General features: G+C 62.1%; 21 protein-coding genes. 3 read left to right on the top strand and 18 right to left on the bottom strand.

The features are described from left to right. Window positions 1-458 precede the first annotated feature (458 nt). Window positions 459-1,451: an OmpA family protein gene (locus AUL28_RS19390; protein ID WP_082640583.1), complete on the top strand. Its 993-nt coding sequence runs from the start codon at window positions 459-461 to the stop codon at window positions 1,449-1,451. A gap of 68 nt (window positions 1,452-1,519) precedes the next feature. Here the strand turns inward: AUL28_RS19390 and AUL28_RS19385 are convergent, their stop codons facing one another. The 5 genes from AUL28_RS19385 to AUL28_RS19365 form a co-directional block, all read right to left on the bottom strand. Continuing rightward, window positions 1,520-2,680: an AI-2E family transporter gene (locus AUL28_RS19385; protein ID WP_062235938.1), complete on the bottom strand. Its 1,161-nt coding sequence runs from the start codon at window positions 2,678-2,680 to the stop codon at window positions 1,520-1,522. Window positions 2,681-2,795: 115 nt separating this feature from the next. After that, the gene (locus tag AUL28_RS19380) at window positions 2,796-3,578 is read right to left on the bottom strand and encodes an amino acid ABC transporter ATP-binding protein (RefSeq protein ID WP_058602101.1); all 783 of its coding nucleotides are present in this window, start codon (window positions 3,576-3,578) and stop codon (window positions 2,796-2,798) included. A gap of 77 nt (window positions 3,579-3,655) precedes the next feature. Beyond that, entirely contained in the window at window positions 3,656-5,146 is a 1,491-nt protein-coding gene (locus tag AUL28_RS19375; RefSeq protein ID WP_062235933.1) for an amino acid ABC transporter permease, read from the bottom strand. A 10-nt stretch (window positions 5,147-5,156) separates the two neighbouring features. Continuing rightward, on the bottom strand, window positions 5,157-6,347 hold the full coding sequence (locus tag AUL28_RS19370) for an amino acid ABC transporter permease (RefSeq protein WP_062235930.1): 1,191 nt from the start codon (window positions 6,345-6,347) through the stop codon (window positions 5,157-5,159). Window positions 6,348-6,422: 75 nt separating this feature from the next. Next, window positions 6,423-7,442 (bottom strand): amino acid ABC transporter substrate-binding protein, encoded by a 1,020-nt coding sequence (locus AUL28_RS19365; protein ID WP_058602104.1) that lies wholly within the window; start codon window positions 7,440-7,442, stop codon window positions 6,423-6,425. Between the two features lie 192 nt (window positions 7,443-7,634). On the opposite strand from AUL28_RS19365, the gene metC reads away from it, so the two are divergent. Continuing rightward, complete coding sequence (gene metC, locus AUL28_RS19360; RefSeq protein ID WP_062235927.1) at window positions 7,635-8,816, top strand: cystathionine beta-lyase; 1,182 nt, start codon at window positions 7,635-7,637, stop codon at window positions 8,814-8,816. Between the two features lie 6 nt (window positions 8,817-8,822). Here metC and AUL28_RS19355 read toward each other — a convergent pair whose 3' ends face one another. The 5 genes from AUL28_RS19355 to lysC all read right to left on the bottom strand — a co-directional run bounded on the left by AUL28_RS19355 (window position 8,823) and on the right by lysC (window position 12,648). Continuing rightward, window positions 8,823-9,524, bottom strand: coding sequence for a pyridoxamine 5'-phosphate oxidase family protein (locus AUL28_RS19355; RefSeq protein WP_156420095.1), 702 nt, complete (start codon window positions 9,522-9,524; stop codon window positions 8,823-8,825). Between the two features lie 665 nt (window positions 9,525-10,189). Then, entirely contained in the window at window positions 10,190-11,188 is a 999-nt protein-coding gene (locus AUL28_RS22845; protein WP_156420094.1) for a hypothetical protein, read from the bottom strand. Next, window positions 11,185-11,727 carry a DUF6932 family protein gene (locus AUL28_RS19350; RefSeq protein ID WP_062235920.1) on the bottom strand — a complete coding sequence of 181 codons (543 nt, stop codon included), beginning with the start codon at window positions 11,725-11,727 and terminating at the stop codon, window positions 11,185-11,187. Before AUL28_RS19350 ends, AUL28_RS22845 begins: the two co-directional genes overlap by 4 nt. A gap of 151 nt (window positions 11,728-11,878) precedes the next feature. Then, window positions 11,879-12,325: a hypothetical protein gene (locus AUL28_RS19345; protein ID WP_062235917.1), complete on the bottom strand. Its 447-nt coding sequence runs from the start codon at window positions 12,323-12,325 to the stop codon at window positions 11,879-11,881. 29 nt (window positions 12,326-12,354) lie between these two features. Continuing rightward, the gene (lysC, locus tag AUL28_RS19340) at window positions 12,355-12,648 is read right to left on the bottom strand and encodes an Rz1-like lysis system protein LysC (protein ID WP_062235914.1); all 294 of its coding nucleotides are present in this window, start codon (window positions 12,646-12,648) and stop codon (window positions 12,355-12,357) included. Between lysC and AUL28_RS19335 the strand changes: the two genes are divergently transcribed. Further along, a complete protein-coding gene (locus tag AUL28_RS19335) occupies window positions 12,638-12,895 on the top strand; it encodes a hypothetical protein (protein WP_156420092.1) in 258 nt (85 codons plus the stop codon). The two genes, lysC and AUL28_RS19335, sit on opposite strands and share 11 nt — an antisense overlap. 41 nt (window positions 12,896-12,936) lie before the next feature. Here AUL28_RS19335 and AUL28_RS19330 read toward each other — a convergent pair whose 3' ends face one another. From AUL28_RS19330 to AUL28_RS19295, 8 genes are all read right to left on the bottom strand, one after another. Further along, entirely contained in the window at window positions 12,937-13,431 is a 495-nt protein-coding gene (locus AUL28_RS19330) for a lysozyme (RefSeq protein ID WP_062235907.1), read from the bottom strand. Continuing rightward, window positions 13,428-13,652 carry a hypothetical protein gene (locus AUL28_RS19325; RefSeq protein ID WP_062235904.1) on the bottom strand — a complete coding sequence of 75 codons (225 nt, stop codon included), beginning with the start codon at window positions 13,650-13,652 and terminating at the stop codon, window positions 13,428-13,430. Before AUL28_RS19325 ends, AUL28_RS19330 begins: the two co-directional genes overlap by 4 nt. Window positions 13,653-13,699: 47 nt before the next feature. After that, a complete protein-coding gene (locus AUL28_RS19320) occupies window positions 13,700-17,158 on the bottom strand; it encodes a hypothetical protein (protein WP_156420091.1) in 3,459 nt (1,152 codons plus the stop codon). Window positions 17,159-17,578: 420 nt separating this feature from the next. Further along, window positions 17,579-18,076, bottom strand: coding sequence for a hypothetical protein (locus AUL28_RS19315; protein WP_062235898.1), 498 nt, complete (start codon window positions 18,074-18,076; stop codon window positions 17,579-17,581). Next, window positions 18,073-19,056 carry a DUF7483 domain-containing protein gene (locus AUL28_RS22840; protein ID WP_156420090.1) on the bottom strand — a complete coding sequence of 328 codons (984 nt, stop codon included), beginning with the start codon at window positions 19,054-19,056 and terminating at the stop codon, window positions 18,073-18,075. The genes AUL28_RS19315 and AUL28_RS22840 overlap by 4 nt, the downstream gene beginning before the upstream one ends. Continuing rightward, complete coding sequence (locus AUL28_RS19305) at window positions 19,053-20,039, bottom strand: hypothetical protein (RefSeq protein WP_156420089.1); 987 nt, start codon at window positions 20,037-20,039, stop codon at window positions 19,053-19,055. The genes AUL28_RS22840 and AUL28_RS19305 overlap by 4 nt, the downstream gene beginning before the upstream one ends. Next, window positions 20,029-20,388 (bottom strand): hypothetical protein, encoded by a 360-nt coding sequence (locus AUL28_RS19300; protein WP_062235889.1) that lies wholly within the window; start codon window positions 20,386-20,388, stop codon window positions 20,029-20,031. The genes AUL28_RS19305 and AUL28_RS19300 overlap by 11 nt, the downstream gene beginning before the upstream one ends. Beyond that, window positions 20,385-21,020: a hypothetical protein gene (locus AUL28_RS19295; protein ID WP_156420088.1), complete on the bottom strand. Its 636-nt coding sequence runs from the start codon at window positions 21,018-21,020 to the stop codon at window positions 20,385-20,387. Before AUL28_RS19295 ends, AUL28_RS19300 begins: the two co-directional genes overlap by 4 nt. Between the last annotated feature and the right edge of the window lie 16 nt (window positions 21,021-21,036).

The following is a 21,036-nucleotide window of genomic DNA, read 5'->3' as shown; positions in this document are numbered from 1 at the left end:
CCCCTAAGCCTGAAGCTGAAACGCCGCCTCCAGCGAACGCACCGGCGGCGCAGCGGCCTGCAACACCGCCACAGACGGAGCCTGTACCGCCCGCCCCTCCGCAGCCTGGGCAAGAACCGGCCGCGCCCAATGCGGACCCTGCCACACGAGCCGCTCCTGCCGCAGCGCCCACCGCGCCAACCGCGCCAACCGCCGCACCGGCAGCGCCCGATGCCGCACCGGTCGTACCGGGCACGCCGCCGGCTCCGCCTCCACCGGCGGGAAGCGACACTCCGCCCGCTGCACCGGGCAGCGTTCCCGCTCCGCCGGTGCAGGAAGGGGCGACGCCTCCCCCTGCGCCGGCCAATCCAGCCGCGGCGCAACTTGCGCCCCCGGCGGCCGAGGCTCCCCAGCCCGTTCCCGTCGAAGTTCAGACCGCGCCGGTCCCTCAAGGCGGCGTTAGTCGGAGCGATGCCCGCGTGCAGCAGTTGCAGCAGCCGATCGCCGTACCGCCTGTGCGACAAGCCGAAGGGCAACCCATTCAGGCTCCGCCTGCGCCTGTGCTCCCGCCCAATGTTCAGGTCGTGGAGCGGGTTGGGAACCGCGACATCCTGTCCTTGGTCGGCGCGGGCGTCGCCGGCGCGGCGGCGGGCGGTCTGGCAGCCTATTTCATCCGCTCGGACGACAATCCGCGCCTGACGCAAGGGTCGCAGGACGTTCGGTTCGAGCAGTTGCCGCGTGGCTTGACGCGTCAGACGATCCGGCGGCCGAACGGTGTCGAGGTCGTCACGATCGAAAACGAATATGGTGACATCGTCCAGCGGTCTCGGATCATGCCGGACGGGCGGGAAGTCGTTCTCTTCTACGACCCATATGCCGAGGACGACACGCGGCGGAACGACTATGCCGACGTGGGCGCGGATCTTCCGCCTCTGCGCCTGACCATTCCTGAGGATCGTTATGTCGTGGACGTGTCCCGACCCGACGAGGATCTCTACTATCAAACCATCGTCGCGCCGCCGGTGGAGACGGTGGAACGTATCTATTCCGTCGATGAGGTGCGACGCTCAGCCCGCATTCGCGACAAGGTTCGGCGGATCGATCTCAACACGATCAATTTCGGCTTCGGTTCGGCGACGATCGAGCAGGCCCAAGCTCGCAACCTGCAAGCTCTGGCCGATGCCGTGAAACGCGTCATCGACGAGAATCCGGGCGAGGTCTTCCTGCTTGAAGGTCACACGGACGCGGTCGGCAGCAATGTCGCCAATCTCGCCCTGTCGGATCGGCGCGCGGAAGCGGTCGCCACCGCTCTCACCGAATATTTCGAAGTGCCGGCCGAGAATTTGGTGACGCAGGGCTATGGCGAAGAAAATCTGAAAGTGAACACGCAGGAGCCGAACCGCGAGAACCGTCGCGTGACGCTGCGGCGCATCACATCGTTGGTCAAACCAGTTGAGACCAGCAACCGCTGACGCCGGATAAGCGCAGATGATGGGGCCGGGCCGCAGATGCGCCCGGCCCCGTTCTTTTTGGACGATCGTTAGGGAGAAGGAGGCGTCTCCTCCTGCGCCTCTTCGGCGGCGAGGAAATTGGCAAGGGGATGCAGGCTCTCGATATAACCCGCCACGATCTTGACGCAGACCATGAGCGGCACCGCCAGAAACATACCGACGACACCCCAGATCCAGCCCCAGAACGCCACGGACAAGAAGACCGCGGCCGCGTTCATGCGCAGCCGCCGCCCGACCAGAATGGGTGTGATGAACTGTCCCTCGATCGAGGTGACCAGGAGATAAACCAGAGGCGGCACGAGCGCATGGGCGTCGCTCCCGAACTCGGTGAGCCCCACCAGCCCGACAAGACCAATCCCTGCGATGGCGCCGAGATAGGGAATGAAGTTCAGAACGAAAGCCAGCGCGCCGAACACTGCCGGCATGGGAAGCCCGACCAGCGCCATCGCCGAACCGATCGCCAAGCCTAGGCAGAGATTGATGAGGGTGATGGCGAAGAGATAGCGCGACAACTCGGTTTCGATATCGGACGCGATGGAGAGGGCCCGCTTCTTGTCCGAAAGGCTCGGAAGGGCCTCGACCGTCTTGCGGTAGAAAAGGCTTCCCGAGGACAGAAGGAAAAACAGAAAGATCAGTGCGAAGGCGATGCTGGCCCCGATGCGCGGGATTACCGCCGCCATGTTTCCCAGAAGGCTCGGGCCGCTGATGACGACATCCTCGGGCGGCTCCGCGCCCGTATCCTTACCCGCAGCCTGATGCACCTCGCGCTTGGCGTCGCGAACCACGGCAAAGCGCTCTCGAAGAACCGAAACCTCTTCGTTCGCCGCCTCGATGTAACGAGGCGCGTTTTGCGCGATCTCCGCGATGGGGCCGCTGAAGGCATAGAAGGACGAAAGGATAACGAGCAGCGTGCCGAAGACAAGGGCTGCCGCCGTCACAGGCTCCCAAAACCCGAGGCGCCGTTTGGCGACGCGGACGATCGGGCTCAGCACCAGCATGAAAAGAAGCGCAAAAACGACCGGCAGAATAAAGTCGCGAGAAAGATAAAGCGCGCCGAAAAACAGGATCAGGAAGATTCCGATCACCGCCCAACGCGGGCCGATCTGGATCGTCTGCGTGTTGATCAGGCCGATATTGGGCGAGACGATTCGTGTCGCCTCTCGCTTCGGCCTGTCTCCGTCGTCCGTCATGGCGGCATGTCCTTGTTTGAAGGAAAATGCCGCCCTCTCCCGCCCGTTCCCTAAGGAATGGTAGCGATCCGAGGCTGCCAGCCGAGCCCGTCCCAGCCGGCAGACCGAACCGATCTTAGTGCAGGATCTGGCTCAGGAAGAGCTTGGTGCGCTCGTGCTGCGGGTTGTTGAAGAAGGCGTTCGGCTCGTTCTGCTCCACGATCTGCCCGGCGTCCATGAAGATCACGCGGTTGGCGACCTGACGCGCGAAACCCATTTCGTGCGTGACGCAGATCATGGTCATGCCTTCTTCGGCGAGCCCCACCATCGTATCCAGCACTTCCTTGACCATTTCCGGGTCGAGCGCCGAGGTCGGCTCGTCGAACAGCATCACTTTCGGCCGCATGCAGAGCGCGCGCGCGATAGCCACGCGCTGCTGCTGGCCGCCCGACAACTGGCCGGGATATTTGTTGGCCTGCTCGGGAATGCGCACCCGCGTCAGGTAGTGCATCGCGATCTCCTCGGCCTTCTTCTTCGGCATCTTGCGCACCCAGATTGGGGCCAAGGTGCAGTTCTCGAGGATGGTGAGATGCGGGAAGAGATTGAAGTGCTGGAACACCATCCCAACCTCCTGACGCACGAGGTCGATCTTCTTCAGATCGTTCGTGAGCTCGACGCCGTCCACGACGATCGTTCCTTTCTGGTGCTCTTCCAGACGGTTGATGCAGCGGATCATCGTGGATTTGCCCGAGCCCGAAGGACCGCAGACCACAATGCGCTCGCCGCGCTGAACCTTCAGGTTCACGTCACGAAGCACATGGAACTCGCCATACCACTTGTTGACCTGCGTGAGTTCGATGGCGACCGGGCCGAGTTGGCCGGCGGGAACGATGGTGGATTCGGCAGCGGAGGATGTCATGGCGTATCGTCCAGAAATGGGGTGCTGACAGAGATCGGCCCGAACCGATCAGCGGCAAGAGGAAAGGCTGAGAGGGCTCAGCGCTTGTGTCCCCTCGAAAGGCGACGCTCCATAAAGATGGAATAGCGCGACATGCCGAAGCAGAAGATCCAGAAGGAGAAGGCCGCGAAGACAAGGCCCGTCGCCGGCGTGGTCGGCGTGATCCAGGCGGGATCGTTGAAGCCGCGCCGGACAGCGCCCAGAAGATCCGCAAGGCCGATGATCGAGACCAGACTCGTATCCTTGAACAGGCCGATGAACGTGTTGACGATCCCGGGAATCACAAGCGTCAGGGCCTGCGGCAGAATGATCATGCGCATCTTCTGCCAATAGGTCAGCGCCATCGCATCGGCGCCTTCATACTGGCCTTTGGGAATGGCCTGCAGTCCGCCGCGAATGACCTCGGCCATATAGGCAGCCGCGAACAGCGAGACGCCGACCAGCACACGAAGAAGCTGGTTCAAGCTAACGCCGCTCGGCAGAAGCAGAGGCAGCATGAAGGTCGCCATGAACAGAACGGTGATCAGGGGAACACCGCGCCAGAACTCGATGAAGACGACCGAAAGCAGGCGAACCGCTGGCATACTCGACTGACGGCCGAGCGCCAGAAGGATGCCGAGGGGAAAGGACAAGGCGATGCCGGTCAGAGCGACCACCAGCGTCACGAGCAGACCGCCCCAGAGATTGGTCGGCACGGGTGCCAAACCGAAATCCGTCGTCAGGGTCGCCACGAAGAACAATGCCGCCAGCGTGGGATAGACCAAGCGCAAAGCGCCGGACTTCTCTTCCAGGGTCGCAAGAGCTGTGACGAAGGACAGAGTGATCGCCAACAACGAAGCGAGAAGCGCGACGAAGGACAGGGTGTCGAAGCGGAAGGTCAGAACGCTGAAGCGATCGAAGTTCAAATAGGGTGCCGCGAAAGCGGCCAAAAGGCCGAAGACCGTCAGTCCGACAGCAGCTTTCATCAGGACATAGGAACCGGCGCGACTGCTGATCCCGACGCAAAGGAACAACGTGACCGCCGCCGCCAACGCAAAGGCAAGCGCGATCGAAGCGCCCGTCATGGCGAAACGTCCGCCGGTCAGGAGAACGATCGTCACCAGCGGAAACACGAAGAACATCAAGGACGCGTTCAGCCGCTTGAAGGGCGCGCGCGGGATTGCCAGCGGAACCAGGAGCACCACGAGCAAAGCGAAGACGAGAACCACCCGCCACCGCTCTTCGACAGGGTAAAGCCCGAAAATGAACTGCTGGAAGCGTGCTCCGATGAAGGCCCAGCAAGCCCCAACCGAGTCACCCAAACATGCGCTTCGATTTTCGCCGCTGAAGACCGCGTTGGCGATGCCCCATTGATAGAGGCCGACGGCGATATATCCGATCAGCAGGGCCGACAGAAGAGACAGGACGGCGTCCAAAGGCGTCGCAAAGAAGCTTTTCCGAATTCGTCCGGTCCAACCGCCTTCAGCGGCTGGCGGTGGAAGAGGCTGTAGATAGCTTCCGGCGACGAAGCGTGAGACTTGTTCTTCCATGGTCTCGTCCTCAGCGCTCGATCAGTTTCATGCGGCGGTTGAACAGATTCATGATGATCGAAACCGTCACGCTGATGCCCAGATAAACCGCCATCCAGATGACCACGACCTCAATCGACTGCCCGGATTGATTCAGCACCGTCGAGCCGACCGCGACGAGATCAGGATAGCCGATCGCCAGTCCGAGCGACGAGTTCTTGATCAGGTTGAGATATTGGGAGGTGAGCGGCGGGATGATGACGCGGAAGGCCTGGGGGACGATGACGAGGCGCAGCCCCTGCCCTCGACGCAGACCGAGAGCCGCTGCCGCCTCCGTCTGACCTTTGGACACCGACAGGATGCCCGCGCGCACAATTTCAGCGATGAACGCGCCCGTGTAGACCGACAGGGCCAGGAAGATCGACAGGAACTCGGGTCTGATCTGGAACCCGCCCGTCAGATTGAACGTCCCGCGTTGCGGAATTTGGAGCGTTGCAGGGAGGCCCGTTGCGAGGAACACGCCGATCGGCAAGACGATGATAAGGGCCAACGCGGGCAGCAAGAGCCCGGGCCGTTCGCCGGTGCGCAATTGCCGCGCCTTGAAGGCCGAGGACAACGCGATCGTGGCGACAATGCCGACGATGAACGCCGCAAAGGTGAGCCAGGCCTCGGGGCCGAACTGAACGCTGGGCGTCTGGAGACCACGGTTGGAAATGTAACTGTCGAACGGCAGTTCGATGGCTTGTCGCGGCTGCGGCAGCACGGCCAGAACGCCGAAATACCAGAACAGGATCACCAGAAGCGGCGGGATATTGCGGAAGGTTTCGACGTATACGGTCGATATGCCGCGCACGAGCGCATTATGCGACAGGCGGCCGATTCCGATGAGAAAACCGAGGATCGTCGCGAAGACAATGCCTGTGCCGGCCACGATCAGCGTGTTGGTCAGGCCGACAAGGATGGCCCGCCCATAGGTGGCATTGTTGGTGTAGGGGATCGGCACCTGCGAGATGTCGAAGCCGGATCGCGTGCTGAGGAAGCCGAAGCCCGATGCGATATTGGCGTTCTGCAGATTCTGCGCGGTGTTGCCGACGATCCACCAGACGAAGACACTGAGGCCCAGGATCAGGGCGACCTGGATGACGATGCTGCGCACCTTCGGATTGGTAAACATCGAATCGCGAGAGCGACTGGCTGGCATCGTTCCGGTATCGACCGTCATGGGCGTCCCTGTACTGGGAGATAAGGTAGCGTCGCCGGCTAGAAGCCGGCGACGGGATTCATCAGACAAGCCCGATCAGCGCACCGGCGGAGCGTATTGGAGGCCGCCCTTGGTCCACAAAGCGTTCTGGCCACGCGCGATCTTCAGCTGCGAGTCCTGACCGACATTACGCTCGAAAATCTCGCCGTAATTGCCGACCGCCTTGACGATGCGAACGACGAAGTCGTTGGTCAGACCGGCATCCGCGCCGAATGTGCCTTCGACGCCGAGGAGACGACGAATCTCAGGGTTGGTCGAGTTCTTCATTTCCTCGACATTGGCCTGATTGACGCCGAGCTCTTCGGCGTCGAGCAGCGCGAAGTGTGTCCACTTCACGACATTGAACCATTGGCTGTCGCCCTGTCGAACGGCAGGACCAAGGGGCTCCTTGGAGATGATTTCCGGCAGAACCACGTTATCGTCCGGGCTGCCCAGCTCTAGGCGGGACGCGTAGAGGCCCGACTGATCGGTGGTCAGGACGTCGCAGCGGCCGCTCTCATAGGCAGCGTTCACGTCCGACTGGGCCTCGATGACGACCGGATTGTATTGCATGTTATGGGCGGCGAAGTAATCCGCCAGATTCAGTTCCGTCGTGGTTCCGCTTTGCACGCAGACCGTGGCGCCGGACAGCTGCAGCGCGGAATTCACACCCAGCGACTTGCGGACCATGAAACCTTGGCCGTCGTAGAAGTTGACGCCCGCGAAGGTCAGCCCCAGTGCCGTATCGCGGCTCATCGTCCAGGTCGTGTTGCGAGCGAGAACGTCGATCTCGCTATTCTGCAAGGCCGGGAAGCGTTGAACGGCCGAGAGCGGCGAGTAAACGACCTTGCTCGCATCGCCGAAAATCGCAGCCGCAATGGCCTTGCAATAGTCGACGTCCAGACCGGCCCATTCACCCTTGTCGTTCTGGTAGCCGAAGCCCGGCAGGCCGGTGTTCACGCCGCAACGAACGGTCCCGCGCGCCTTGGTGTCGTCCAAGGTTCCAGCGGAAGCGCCAGTCGCAGCAACTCCAACGGCGGACAGGCAGAGCGCGGCGGCTAGAAGCTTCAGTTTCATCCCAATACCTTTTTGCATTCGGGTGGAGGATCGTTCACCGCTTGCTGATCCCAACAAGGGCAATTCGAAACGTTGCGAGCGTCAGGTTCATGCCATAAAACTGCGCAGGTCAAGCAGGTGACAAATTTTCTCCCAAGATTTTGTCCTGGCTCGAACCGACCCTGTTTAAATCTCTCTCAGGATGCCCGTAGCGTGAGCAGCCCAACTGACAATAAGCACCAGTTCAGAGCATCGACCCGGCTCATCCACGCGGGCTATGATCCTCACGAATACCATGGCTTCGTCAATCCGCCCGTGGTTCATGCCTCTACAGTTCTATTTCCTGACGCCGCGACAATGCGGCGGCGCGATCACAGCTATCTCTACGGGCTGCGGGGAACGCCGACGACGGATGCGCTCGAGGCCGCGCTGGACGATCTCGAAGGCTCAGCGGGCACGATCCTGGTTCCTTCGGGCCTCGCCGCGATCAGCATTCCTCTGCTCGCCTTTCTGTCTCACGGCGATCATTGTCTGGTGATCGACAGCGTCTATGGTCCGACCCGCCATTTCTGCGATACGCTGCTGACGCGAATGGGGGTCGAGGTCGAATATTTCGATCCCGCGATCGGTGCGGGTCTGAAAGATTTGATGCGCGACACGACCCGCGTCGTCTTCCTGGAAGCGCCAGGATCCAACACCTTCGAAATGATCGACATCCGTGTGATGGCCGACATCGCAAGAGCGGGCAACGCCGTTTCGATGATCGACAACACCTGGGCGACGCCGCTCTTCCTTCGCCCGTTGGACTTCGGGGTCGATCTTTCGATCCATGCCTTGACCAAGTATCCGGGCGGACATTCCGACATCATGCTGGGCAGCGTCTCGGCGACGGCCGCAACCTATACCAGGCTGCGTGAGGCGCAGATGCAGATCGGCATCAACGCAGCGCCCGACGATGCTTATCTCACCATTCGCGGTTTGAAGACGATGGAAGTTCGCTTGCGCGCCCACGAGCAGGCGGCGCTTCGTCTGGCGCAATGGCTGGAGGGTCACAGCGGCGTCGCTCGGGTTCTTCACCCCGCCCTTCCCTCCTTTCCCGGTCACGACCTCTGGAAGCGGCAGTTCAAAGGCGCGAGCGGTTTGTTTTCGTTCGTTCTCAATGGAGGGGGAAATCGCGAAGCCGACGCCTTCCTGGACGCGCTGCGCATCTTTGGCCTCGGCTATTCCTGGGGCGGGTTCGAGAGCCTCGCCTTGCAGGTGGATCTGTCGGACCGGCTTTTCGCGAAGGCCCCAACGGAGGGACCCGTCATCCGGCTCCAGGTTGGGCTGGAAAACGTCGACGACCTCCAGGAAGACCTCGAAGCCGGCTTCGCGGCCATCTCGGCGATCGGCTGAAAGCGATCAGGGCGCAATCCAACGCCGGATTGCGCCGCGTTCGGAATAGAGAAACTCAGCTCGGCTCTGCCGCCCGTCCTGCAGCTGCAACCATTCCAAGCGTCGGATGACGCAGCGGACCAGAACGAAATTCTGCTCCGCCATGTCGTGGCCCGCCACGCTCTCCGGCCACGCGGCGTCGGGATGACCGATCGGCAAACCAGCGGCAACAAGACCTCGATAGGCGTTTCGCGCATCGTCGCTCAGTCCGCGGAAGGCTGCCGCGCCCTCTGAGGTCGACGTTCGCCAAAGGGATGCTTCGCCTTCCGCGCGCAGCTGAACACGATCGACCTCATCCCACACCAAGAGGCTGACGCGCGTATCCGCCGCGATGTCTCCAACCTTGGATGATCTTGCATCCGTATGAAACGAGAGCCGTCTCTGGGGAGACGCGACGTCTCGCAGGACCACCATCCTTGCACGAGGCGCTCCTTCCACCCCAATCGTCGAGACCGTCAGCAGCCTGAACGGATGACGGCGATCCAGGACCGCTTCTTCCCATCGCTGCCAGATCGAGGCTTCCAGCTTTTCGAGCTCGCCTTCGACTCTCATCTTGATCCATTCCTCGAATCGAATAATCGACCTTTCGGTCTTCGCCTTGATCTTGCACCATCCATGCTCTATCTCGCGCGCCTTCGGACGAAAGGAGCTCCGCGATGCACGACGCACGATCCACCATGACTCGAAACGACATCGTAAGACGGGAAGGCGAAGACGCCAAAGCTAGGCACCGCACCCGTAAGGACAACCCATACCGGCCAGGCAGCGCCGACTGGCGCGCTTGGACCGAAGGCTTCGGCGACGCTTTCTGATCGAGTCGCGCCACGACAAAGCTCCCGCTCCGTGGCGCGACACCCTCGGCTATCCATCGCATGGAGGATCGACCCTGCGGTCTACAGGGCTTCTGAAGGTCGGATCGATAAAAACCACCGCCTCAGGTGGCAGCGCGATATCTCCAAACGCTGTTTGGGCGTCGGATGCTAAGCGAAACTACGACGTAAAAGGCTGATCGCCGTACATCGACCGGAAAATTCGAGAAAAGAATGGCGACCCCGGCAGGATGACCACTATCGTGCAAATTCAGTTGGTTAACTCGGCCGGTTCGCCGCATCGTTCCTCCTTTGTCCCGAAGAATCTGGCGAACTGATCAGGGGGGCGGCACGATGCTCGCACGGCGTCCGGTCGGGGTCTGCAACTCAAAGCGCTGCGTAAAGGCCGCAATGTTTGTGTCCAACAATCCGAGCACTTGGTTCAAAATTAGATAGATTCAAGCCGTGCCGGGCGACCGGTCTTCCTGAAACTTAAGCAAGAGGATACTGGACCCATCGGGCAGCCTAGCCGCGATGAGCTATTTCGTTTTGCTCGCCAGTCAGTTCAGTGAGTGTGGCGTAAGATCTGTCCTCTTTCGTCGCCGTGTCATATACGCGTGTGATGTCTAAAAGCGCACGGCACCTACGCCCAAATAATTCTCGCAGCGCAATTTTCGCGCTACGGGCGACCTTCCCTTCGATAACCGTACCGTCATCTACCTGAAGTTCGAATCTATCGCGTAGTAGATTTGCCCCTACGAGCACGCCTATAGCTTGCTGTTCCCCGAGAAACACCGTCCTGAAGCGAGAGAGTGATGCCCTCATCGAATTGACAGTCGCGACGGGTGCGTTCCACCTGTACTCTGTCCCAGACACATCTTTCCACGACAGAGTAGCGCCGCTATTTACCTTCCCTAAATCGTCGAGCACATGCCGTAGGTGATTGATAGATCGAGGCCCAAGCTCCGCTGACAGGCGAGTTACCTCAGCCTCTCGGGTAGTGGAGTTGAGTAAATTGAAAAGTGTATTCAATGACGAGGATGCAGTACTCTCTCCAAAAATATCAAACTTCTGACTTATAACAAGCTCAACACCAAATGAAGAAGGGTAAACACTTGCCATCCTCATATTCGTGATTGCCGATAGTTCCCGATGTATCGGCCCCCGAAGCTTCGGCCCAACAGTGAGGGCTTGCGCGATGCTGGTGTAAAGCTTTTGCAATCTGATCAAAAAGAATCCAAGACTGCCTATATCTGCAGTATGATCATCGAATGCATCACCGCTCAATGCAACGTTCACCACCTCTCCCCGCCGATGAGACACTAGCTCAATACGTTCAGCTAAAAGCGCAGTTCTCATACTGTCGAGACTTGTGTAAGCCAAGCGCGCTGAGAAACTGCCCGTCATAGCAGCCATCAAACGCTGACTTTCGCCTATAGCATCTTCAAGCTCAACAAGGCGTCTCGTCAACGCACGCATGCGTGCTTCAGCCTCGAAGCTGTCGATACCTTCCCAAACGCTCATTGTGCCGACTCGGAGTCGCAAACGGGCTCTGCCTCAACGCTCTCCGCAATCGACAGTCCTGCAGGAGAAGACGCCACAGTGAGTCGAACAATCCCCTTTGGAATGTCTACGCGGTCGAAGCCAAACTCTCCCATCCAATACTTACGCTGCGCCCTTGTTTGCGGAAACTGCGGATGGTCTTCTGGGAGTTGAACGCAAAAATATGCATCGCACATGAACTTGTCCTTCGTGGACTTTCCAGCCACGAGAGCAGTTAGCATTTCCTGATCCGCTGGGCTTAGATTGTCCACTAAAGTCATGTCGGCAAATACGACCAAATCGACATCACCTGGATCGTTTTTGTTAGTCGTAAAGCTACCATTTATGAATTGCTGATAAGCTGAAACGATCTTTGTCAATGCTTCTGAATGAGCCTTGAACCCAGAAAAAATCGGGGCTCTACTTGTCGAGTTAGGAAACTGATTGACGAATGCATCCGACATCTCTTCGGAGTCCATATCGTGGAAACCCGGTTCGAGGTAACCATGCGCATTGAACATTTATGATTCGCCTATCTTGGTTCGATATCAACCTAAGATAGTGAAGAGCCTCTGAGAAGTTATTTTTTTGTTTAACCATTTGTTGGTTAATATTGAGAGGCGCTTTGATGATGACTTCCGAGCGCCCTCGTACGACAGCGCGTTTGGTCAATCAAGGACCAGGCATGATGCTCGCACGCCGGCCCGGCGCCTGCAATTCGAGCCGTTGGGTCAGAACCGCCACTTTCGTATCGAGCCCGCCGAGCGCCTGGTTGATCTCGGCAAGGCGCTGGCTGATGTTTGCTAGAGAGGCGTCCACACGGGCGTTCGTGGCCTTCAGCGCCTCTTCCGCCGCCTGAACCCGGAAGCGTACTTCATCCGCGCCAGCGAGGCGGCGATCGACCTCTGCAATCCTCGCGTCCCGCTTGATGATCATGTCGGCATCGACTCGTGTCAGCCCATCGATCTCGCGCGTGTGGATGTTGACCTGATCGCGCAGATTGACAAACCCCAGAGCGGCAGCGGCGAGAACGCCGCCGATCGCGATCATGGTCGAGACGTTGATCGTCCAATCGAATTTCGGAGCGTTCATGGCAGCGCCCTCGCCTTCGGTGCTCATTCTCAGAATGCCTTTCGGGATGCGGAAGTTCAGGGCTGGCCCTGGGATTGGATGGTCGTCACAGCGGAGCCGAGCGCCTCATGCCGATCCCGGCATTCGCCCAGCGAAGCTCGGTCCCTGCCCCAGAGCCGCACCGTCTCGGCCGTGGTGAGATCCCGGTCGGGCAGCGCCACGGGGTCAGCGCAGGCCAGCAGGAGCGTTTGCGGCACGGTTGGCAGTCGAGGGGGCACCGACACCGGAGAGCGCGTCGCGCAGCCGCTTTGGGACAGCAGGACGGCAAGCAGGAGCGCTGCCAGCGACAGGCGGCGGGGATTGGACGGCATCGGCTTGCTCTTGTTCGAGGGCGGCTTCCAGAGCCGACATGCGGGCCGCACGATCGGCCTCGCGCTGGTGGTAGTCGCGCTCTATGGCGTCGATCTGCAATTGGGCGGCTTGGCGGTCTGCCTCGGCCTTGGCTTCGGCGGCGCGCTGGGCTTGCTGCCAGACCATGCGCTCGGTCTGCGCGCCTTGCTCGCGGGCGTCAGGCAGGGCAATGAGGCTGGAAGCCACCCAGCCCAAGGCAGCGCCTAGGATGAGGCAGACGCCGGCTTTGATGGCTTCGAGTGCGCCGATCATCCCGCACCTTCCAGGCACAAGCGGCGTTCATCCTGCCGGCGGTTCGTCAGACCGGCCACCACGCGCCCGCCAGCCTTGTTCCAAGCGAGCAGCGCGTCGCAGGCGCCCTTGATGTCGCCCGCGTTCAGCCGGCGCGCCATGGACGAGTTGCAGAATCCGGCCGTGCCGATGTTATAGGTGACCGAGATCATCGCGGCATACGGCTTGTCGGGGATGGCGTCCGGGTTGCGGAGACAGCCGCGCATTCCGGCCTCGAACTGCTTCACGCCCTCGCCGAGCATCACCCGGCATTCCTCGAGCGTGTACCGATCGCCCAGCTTCACGCCTCGCGTCTCGCCGAAGCATACGGTCGGCACGCCAACGATGTCGGGATAGGCGACGGTGCGCACGCCCTCCCATGTGCCGATCGTGCCGAGCACAAGAGCGAGGACGACACCTCCCTTCTTGAGGCGAGAGCCGCCGACGCGCGAGGTCTTCGTGGGCTGGCTCATTGCTGGCCTCCCGAAACCGCCGGCTGGACGACCAAGCGGGCCACAAATGCGGCGGCGCTGGTGACGCCAGAGATCAGCGCGAAGGTGCGCGGCGGAAGGCCGAGGCTTTCTTCGAAGGCGGGCAAGGCGAAGTCGAGCACGATCAGGACGAAGGTCAGGGCGATGAACCTGACCGACCACGCGCGCGACAAAACCCGCCGCCAGTTGGCAACGAGGGTCATGGGATCTCCACTGTGAGGGGGTGCCCGGCGCTATGGCCAGGCTGTCGTCAGACGATGAGAGATTTACTGGCGTCTAAGAAGATGGCGCCTGCGACAGAGCTTTGCCGCGAGGTGTGGGTGCCATCGGAGGTGTAAGTGCCGGCCACCGCTGCGCCCGTCGTGTGCGCCTTTGTGAACGTACCCTTGCGCCCCACAGTGAAAGGCGCGGCCGACCCCGAGACGGTCGTCACGATGAACGTCTCGACGCTGGCCGAGATACCAGCGTCAATCACGAGCGTGTCACCTTCAGTCGGCTTGAAGCTGAGCGTCATGGAGTTCGCACCCACGGCCACATCAGCCGAGAGAGTGCCGGAATTGTTCGCCGGCACCCCCCACTTGCGCGCTCCGGCTGGCCCCTCGAATGCGGGCCGAACGTCGATCACGCCATCCACATTGAACGGCCTGCCCATGATCCAGTCGTCATAGGCGGCATGGCCGCCATCTGAGGCGCGAGTCTGGCTGGCTTCATTGGCGCTGGTCCAGTTGGTGTCGTTGAGTTGCACCGTCTGAGGCGTCAGCGTCGTCGCGAGGGTCTTCCGCCCGTTGCCGCCGAGGGTCGCCACAAAGGCAAACGCCTCCGCCGCCTTAGTGAGGGTCAGCGCCGCCGCGTCATTGGAGACAGTGTTGATGCCCATCTGAACCAACCGCGTCGAGAACGGATAGCCCGCCGCCTCCAGCAACGCCTTGCGCATAGCGAAGCCTGCCGTTCCCGCCTCCCCGCCGCCGCCACTGAGCGTCAGATCGCGGAAGCGCGAGCCCGGCACACAGAGGTTCGTGAACGGGATGCGTCCCTTCGTCGGGCGGCTGAGGCCGCGATTGACATAGCCCTGCGTCGCGAAATCGGCGCTTGTGATGCCGAAGCCCGCCTGGAAGTCATTTTGCATCCAGCCGATGCTGTCTCCAAGAACGACAGCTGACTTAGCTGCGGCAATCGCTGCGGCTCCGTCCGGTAGGCAGGTGATCGCCACCGGAGCACCGACGATGGCGTTGTCCCGCGTCGCAGCGGCCGTGCCTGTGGTGTTGGTCTGCAAAAACGACTTGCGGGAGGTGGCATTGGCCGACCCTGCGTCGCCCCGGCCGGAAGCGGTAGCGAACACCGACGCAGGTACGCGGATGCCTGCCGTCGAAGGATACGACCCGCCCGGCGCGACGTTGAGCGCCCAGCCTACCCGCACGGTGGAGTTGGCCGGGATCTTGATCTCGTTGATGTCCGTGCCCTTGAACCCGCCGTTCGGAACGACAAAGGCCTCAGACCCGCCCGACGGGAGCGTGTATTTCACGTCGTTGATCTCGATGAGCGCGAGTTCGTAGTTCACATCGTTGCCGACCGCTGTCTCGCCGGTTCCGGTTTTGCCGTAGAACCCGCCGAACCAGAAGCGCGGACATTTGCAGTCCCACGGCGGCGAGATCATCGTGATGATGTCGGCGCTGTTCTCCAGGACCGCGACGCTGGCTTGGATCACCCCGTTGTTGAAGGCCAGACGGCTGTTGAAGCTGTGAACATCCGCGATGTTGCCGCGTTGCGGGGATGAAAGGTCGCGATAGATGGACCGAAGATCACCACCCGCAGGGTAGTGCGTTCCAGTTGCCGCGTGAGTCCCGTCCGTGCCGAGTGTCGCCTTGACGGCAGTCCCCGCCAGATGCGCCTTGCCGGGCGTACCGAGCGCGCCATCGGCCGAGCCATTCCACGGGTTCGTCGTGCTTGGCACGAACGACACAGTGTAGGGCGAAGCCGACCCCGAGACGGACGCGACACGTGGGCCACCTTGCCCGCCGATGTCCACGTTGCTGGCGTTGCCGGGTTCAAACACCAGGTTGTCGAGACTGTTAGGGGCCGCACTCATTTGAACATTTGTCGCCCCAGCAACGACATCGGCCGTTACCGTGGCGGTGAAGGCCGGGACACGCCAGAGGCTCGGGTTCACCGGGTCAGCGCAATAGCTGGCGAAATCGAAGATGACATCCGGGCCACCGTTGACGCCGCGCTCGGCCGCCAGTGCCGTGTTGAACTGGTCGCGGCGACCGCCGGCCTCGAACCCGGCGACGGGAACCTGATTGGCGAGATCCGTGCACTTGAACGCGTTGTCCGTCGTGCGCGGCTGGATGTTGCTCTGGATGATCTTCCGCACCCCGCCCTTGCGAGCCGAAGCCCAGATCGCACGGTTGTCGGCCATGATGAGCGACAGATCGCGGGAGCCGGCGAGCTCGTTGGTTCCGAGCCCGATGTGAATGTCGGTGAAGCGCCCGGCCTCCAGCAATGACAGGAGTTTCGGAGAGTTGGCGGTCTGTTCGGCCGTACGCCCGCCCACCGCCATCGTGACGAACGGGATGCCCTCGGCATAGGCGGCGCGCTTGGTGTAGCCGCCGCCGGCACGACCAAGGCCGCCCGTGTCGTTCTGCTGGCGGAAAATGCTGTCGCCCAGGAGACCGAGCGACGTGGCGCCGACGGGGAGCACACCCAGCATCATGGACGGGAAGAAGATGTTGAGCGCGTCCGGCGTGTTAGAGACCGTCATCGGGCCGGTCGCGTCCACGTCGTCCCCGAGATCGCTCGTGGTGCCGCGCCAGGACTGATTGAAGTCGGTCGAGTAATCGCAATAGGGCGCGCTCTGACCGGCCACGAGATCGAACAGGTGGCGGTATTCAACGAACGAACGCGGGGCGAACTGCGACACGCCGAACGCCGTCGGCGGGATCGGATCGCAGGAGAACTCGGCCACCCCGGCCGGGATCGTGAAGGTGCGCGACCCATTGTAGGTCACGGGCACCGACACGCCGTTGTAGACCACCGACGCCTTGGTGATGGTGATGTCCTGCGCGGCGGCGACCTCGCGTTGCGCATAGGTGCCGTTAGTCCACCACGGGCAGAAGGTCGGCTGGATGGACGGCGGCGTGAAGAGGCCGAACGGGTAGGCGCGACGGCCCTTGAACCGCGTCTTGCTGCCGGAGGTCGGCAGCACGTTGTTGCAGATCAGGCCACCCAGGACGGTGTTGACGAGGCGCGTTTGCCCGTCCCCTCGCGCGGCAACGGTGAACGATACCGGCAGGCTGGCCGCGCCGGTACCATCGGACACCCCGATCGACCCGCTGAAGCTCTGCCCGCCGGTCAGCGGGCGGCCATAGATCGTGCCGGACTGCGACGAGAACGACAGGCCATCAGGCAGCTTGCCGGTGAGCGTGAAACTTTTGTCGCCCGAGCCACCCGTGACGGTCGGCAGGAAGTGGAAATGATAGCTCGCGCGAACCGTGCCGGGCGTTCCCGAGATGGCGAGCGCCGGCACAGCGACCATGAGCGTGAAAGTTTGGCGCTGCGGGGTGTTGGGCGCCAGCGGATGCGAGCGGACGATTTCCACCTTGATCGGCGCGTCCGTCGTCGCCGTCAGGCCGCGCACAAGCTTGGTTCCGTCAGACGACAGCACGATCCGCCCATCGTTCGGGCTGATGCTCTCGATCTTGTCGCCCGACACGCGCCCACCGATCGTCGCGATATCGGCGCCGGCTGCGAGCGTCGAAGCGAAGGACGAGGCCGAGAGTGTCAGAGCCGGCAGGGTCGTGATCGCCGGGTTGCTGGCGTCCACCGTGCGCAGGACAGACACCACCGCGCCAACGCCCGCGCCACGAGCCCAGACCTTCGCGGCGAGTGTGTCGAAGTTGAGCGAGGACGACGGCAGGCCGGGCAGCGAGTCCGCTGCGGGCGCGCTGTCGCCGATCGAGAAGAGCGCCGCGCCCGAGCGCACCGTCGCGCGGAACGGGCCGCTCGCAGCGTTCGAGATGAGGCGCCAGGTCTGGTCGAGGCCGATGTCTACGGTTTCGAGGGCCATAGGGTTCTCCAGGCATGAAAAAGGCCGCTCGCGGCGGCCATGTGGGCTTCAAATTGTGAGGGGATTTCAGATCGCGGCGGCGGCTCGGAACAGGTCGTCGATCTGCGCTTCGGTCAGGCCGAGCGCGGAGCCGATGCCAAGGATGAGCGGGTTGTCGCGGCGGAAATATCCGGCGTCGGCCCAATCAATCCGCGCGTCATCGCCAGCCTTGCCCGGGATTGCTTCGATGGCCGCATTGGCTGCTGTCAGATGGCCCGCGTCGGACAGCGCACGCTTCGCCTGACGACGGGAGACCTCTTCCGGCACGGGCGGGAGCGGAAGCGCGACGACGGCCCATGTCTGACGCCAGACACCGCCCGAGAGCACCGGATCGCCTTCGGTCAGCATGTGCGTGGTCGGATCGTAGGTGGGCGGCTCCAGGGCTTCGACCGGATCGAGGCCGAGTTCTTCCAGCACTTCGACGGGCGGCTCGTCGCCAAACAGCGCGCCGGCAGACTGGCGCACCTCTTCCAGCGTAACGGGATAGCGGCCGGACACGCGGTTGCGGTAGGCGGCGACGGTCATGTGGGGCTCCTGATGGCCATGTAGACAAAGGTGCCGCCCGACACGTTGACGGACGTTCCATAGGGCTGGAAACCAGAGGCTGTGAAGTTCACGCCGTAGGAGGATGCGCCGTTGAACTCAGCATCTGCGAGGTTTGCGGCAAGCGGGTTCCCGAGCGGGTTGGATGGGCCTCTGGCCGTGTCGAGGATATACCAATCGCCCGCGCTATCGGTGCGCTTGACCATCAACCATTGCGGCTTCCAACCCTTGCCACATGTGACAGCTGGGCCGTTCGAAGAGCCGTTTCCGACATAGCTGCCAAAGTCGATCAGGTCGGGGTTTTTCGCGAAGATGTAGGCGACATAGGCGGCGCCGGCAGCATTGACGTTTCTCTGACTTGTAGCTCCGGGTCCGACCGTGAACGTAGTACTTGTTGGCGAATATATCTGCCCTTCCACAACAGGCGCATCACTGGTGGACGTGCCGCCGGCTGCGCTACTGTTGAGTAGAAAATGCAGATTTTGTCCCGCGAAGACACGGCAGGCCCAACCGGAAGCGTCGTCCCGCCGTTTAACGACGATCATCCCCGGTTCAGCCTCAAGACCATGCGGTATCTGCCGTCCAGATTGGCCGTTTCCCGTGTAGGTGACGATATCGAAGAACTTCTTGGCGCGGCGGAATGACCAAGCCACCGATGTTCGTCCACTCGCTGTCATGACCGGCGTATAGGTTGAGCCAGCTACAGACGATCCACTACCGCCTTCAGCATCTGTTAAATTTGACTTCAGACGCTTGTCGAAGCCACGCACTTTGTCCGTCAGATAATGATCGCTCTGAACAGTATCTCGTATCTTGTCCCACAATAGGGCGGGCGCGATCCCGAGATTGACAGTTTGCCCCGCCTGCCCTGTTCCCGTCCAAAGCGTGGTAGAAAAAACGTCCTGAGGCCGCAGCTTCCGCGCACCCTGCATCAGCAGCTTCTTCGATGACATCAGGCTCATTGGAACACTCCCGTCCGCACCCCGGCGACGACTTCAAAGACGATGCGATAGGCAGCGTTCGCGGTGAGCGTGACACCGAGATCGGCGAGGTTCGACGATTTTGCCCCGCCCCCAAGCTCCCATTGCGTGGTGCCTGAGACCGCTATCGAGCCGGACTGATAGAGGACGTTGACCTGCATCACGTCGCCCTCCGCGAGCCCGGTCGGGTCGATGACCAAGGCGCCCGCTACGGTGACGGAATGCGTGTTGCCGTCCGAATAGCGGAACACTTCCGTCACGCTGCCCTTGCTCCCGTGCGGGAAGACGCGGCTGGATAGCGAGCCTTCCATGCGGTCGCCGGCCTTCGCGATCCGCGTGTCGCGCGCCGCCTCGATGGCCGCCTGCTGCGCCGTGGAGACCGGCTTGGCGCTGTCGGCCGTGTTATCGACGCTGCCGAGTCCGAGATTGGACCGAGCCGTCGCAGCAGTGCTCGCCCCGGTCCCGCCGTTCGCGACCGAGAGGTCGGCACCGCTCCAGTCGCCATCGTTGACGCTGCCCTTGGTCGCCAAAGCGCCGAGGCCAAGGGACTGACGTGCGCCTGTGGCAGTGTTCGAGGACGTGCCGCCGTTCGCGATGGACAGCGGCGAGCCTGACCATTTCGCGTCTGAGACGACGGCTTGCGGCAGCGCGCCCGCGTTCTGGACCGTCCCATCGGAATAGTGGATCAGCAGATCGCCCCCGGAAGACACCTCGAACCGGCTGATGACGCGGCCCGCCACGAGGCTTGCGAGCCACTGTGCTTCCGTGCCGACGAACCCGTTTGCGACGGCCACCTGATAGGCCGAGAAGCCGCGCGGGCCGAGAAGATCGACGCCGGGCGCGAAGGTGCCGTTCGGACGCTCGAAGGACAGGAGCGAGCCGTCCCAGGTGTGGCGCGGGGGCGGCCCGATTGGTCCTTGAATGCCCGCGACGAGGATTTCGACCGTCTCGATGTCACCGCTCATCATTGATACCCCGCTCGACCACGATGAAGCCCGTCAGGATCGTGGTTTCGTCCCATTGCCCGGTGCGCTCGTCCAAGATGCGGCGTTCGATTTCGTAAGGCACGATGCCAACCGTCATCTCGCGCGTCTGCGGTGCCGTCAGAAGCAGTTCCACTTCACCCAAGAGCGGCGTCATCGTCAGCCCCGCATCGCGGCCGGTCTCGAACTGGATGCGGTTGCAGCCCGTGCCGGCCGAGAAGGCGATGACGGATCCGGTCAGGTTGAGCACGTCGCCCGACAGGCCACGGAAGCGGAAGCGACGCCGAAAGGTGTTGCCCTGGCGAAGGGCCATGTCGTGCGTCGAGATCATTGGAGGATGCCCGTGCGATAGCCGGCCACCATCTCGATCACCATTCGATACGGGCGGCCGGTCAGCAGCGTGACGCCGAGATCGGCGAAATTCGTGGACTTGGACCCGCCGCCCAACTCCCACCATGTCGTGCCATTGATGGTGATCGAGCCAGACGTGATGGCGATATTGATCTGAAGCGTCCCGCCGATTTCGGGCAGGTTGGCGAAGTCGAAGGTCACAGCGCCCGCCACCGTCACGGACTGCACATTCCCATCGGCATAGTCGAACGTCACCGTGCCACCCGTGACTGTGCCCTTCGCCGCGCCGGGCTTGCCGCCGAGCGAGATGGCGCCGGTCGTCTTGTCGCCTGCCTTCGCCAGCGCGCCGATGTCGGACAGAGCCGTTGCCGCCTTCACGAACCGCTCGTCGCTCTGGGCCTTCGAGTAGGCCGCGCCCTGCCCACTTTCGACGCTGGTCTTCAGGTCCGATAGCGCGGTCTTCACCGCCGTCAGACCATTGGCCAGATTGTCGAGTTCGTCATCCACCTTTTCGGCCTCGATCGTACTCTCGGGCGGGCCGAGGTCACGGTCGCGGGTGAAGTTCTGCGTTCGCTGGAACTGATTGTCTTGGAACGGCAATGCTGCCTCCATGAAAAAGGCCCGCCGA

The sequence above is a fragment of the Aureimonas sp. N4 genome (assembly GCF_001463925.1).
In the GTDB taxonomy this organism is placed as follows: Bacteria; Pseudomonadota; Alphaproteobacteria; order Rhizobiales; family Rhizobiaceae; genus Aureimonas; species Aureimonas ureilytica_A.
Note: the sequence above shows the minus strand (reverse complement) of the source record. Positions and strands in the feature narration are given on the sequence as shown.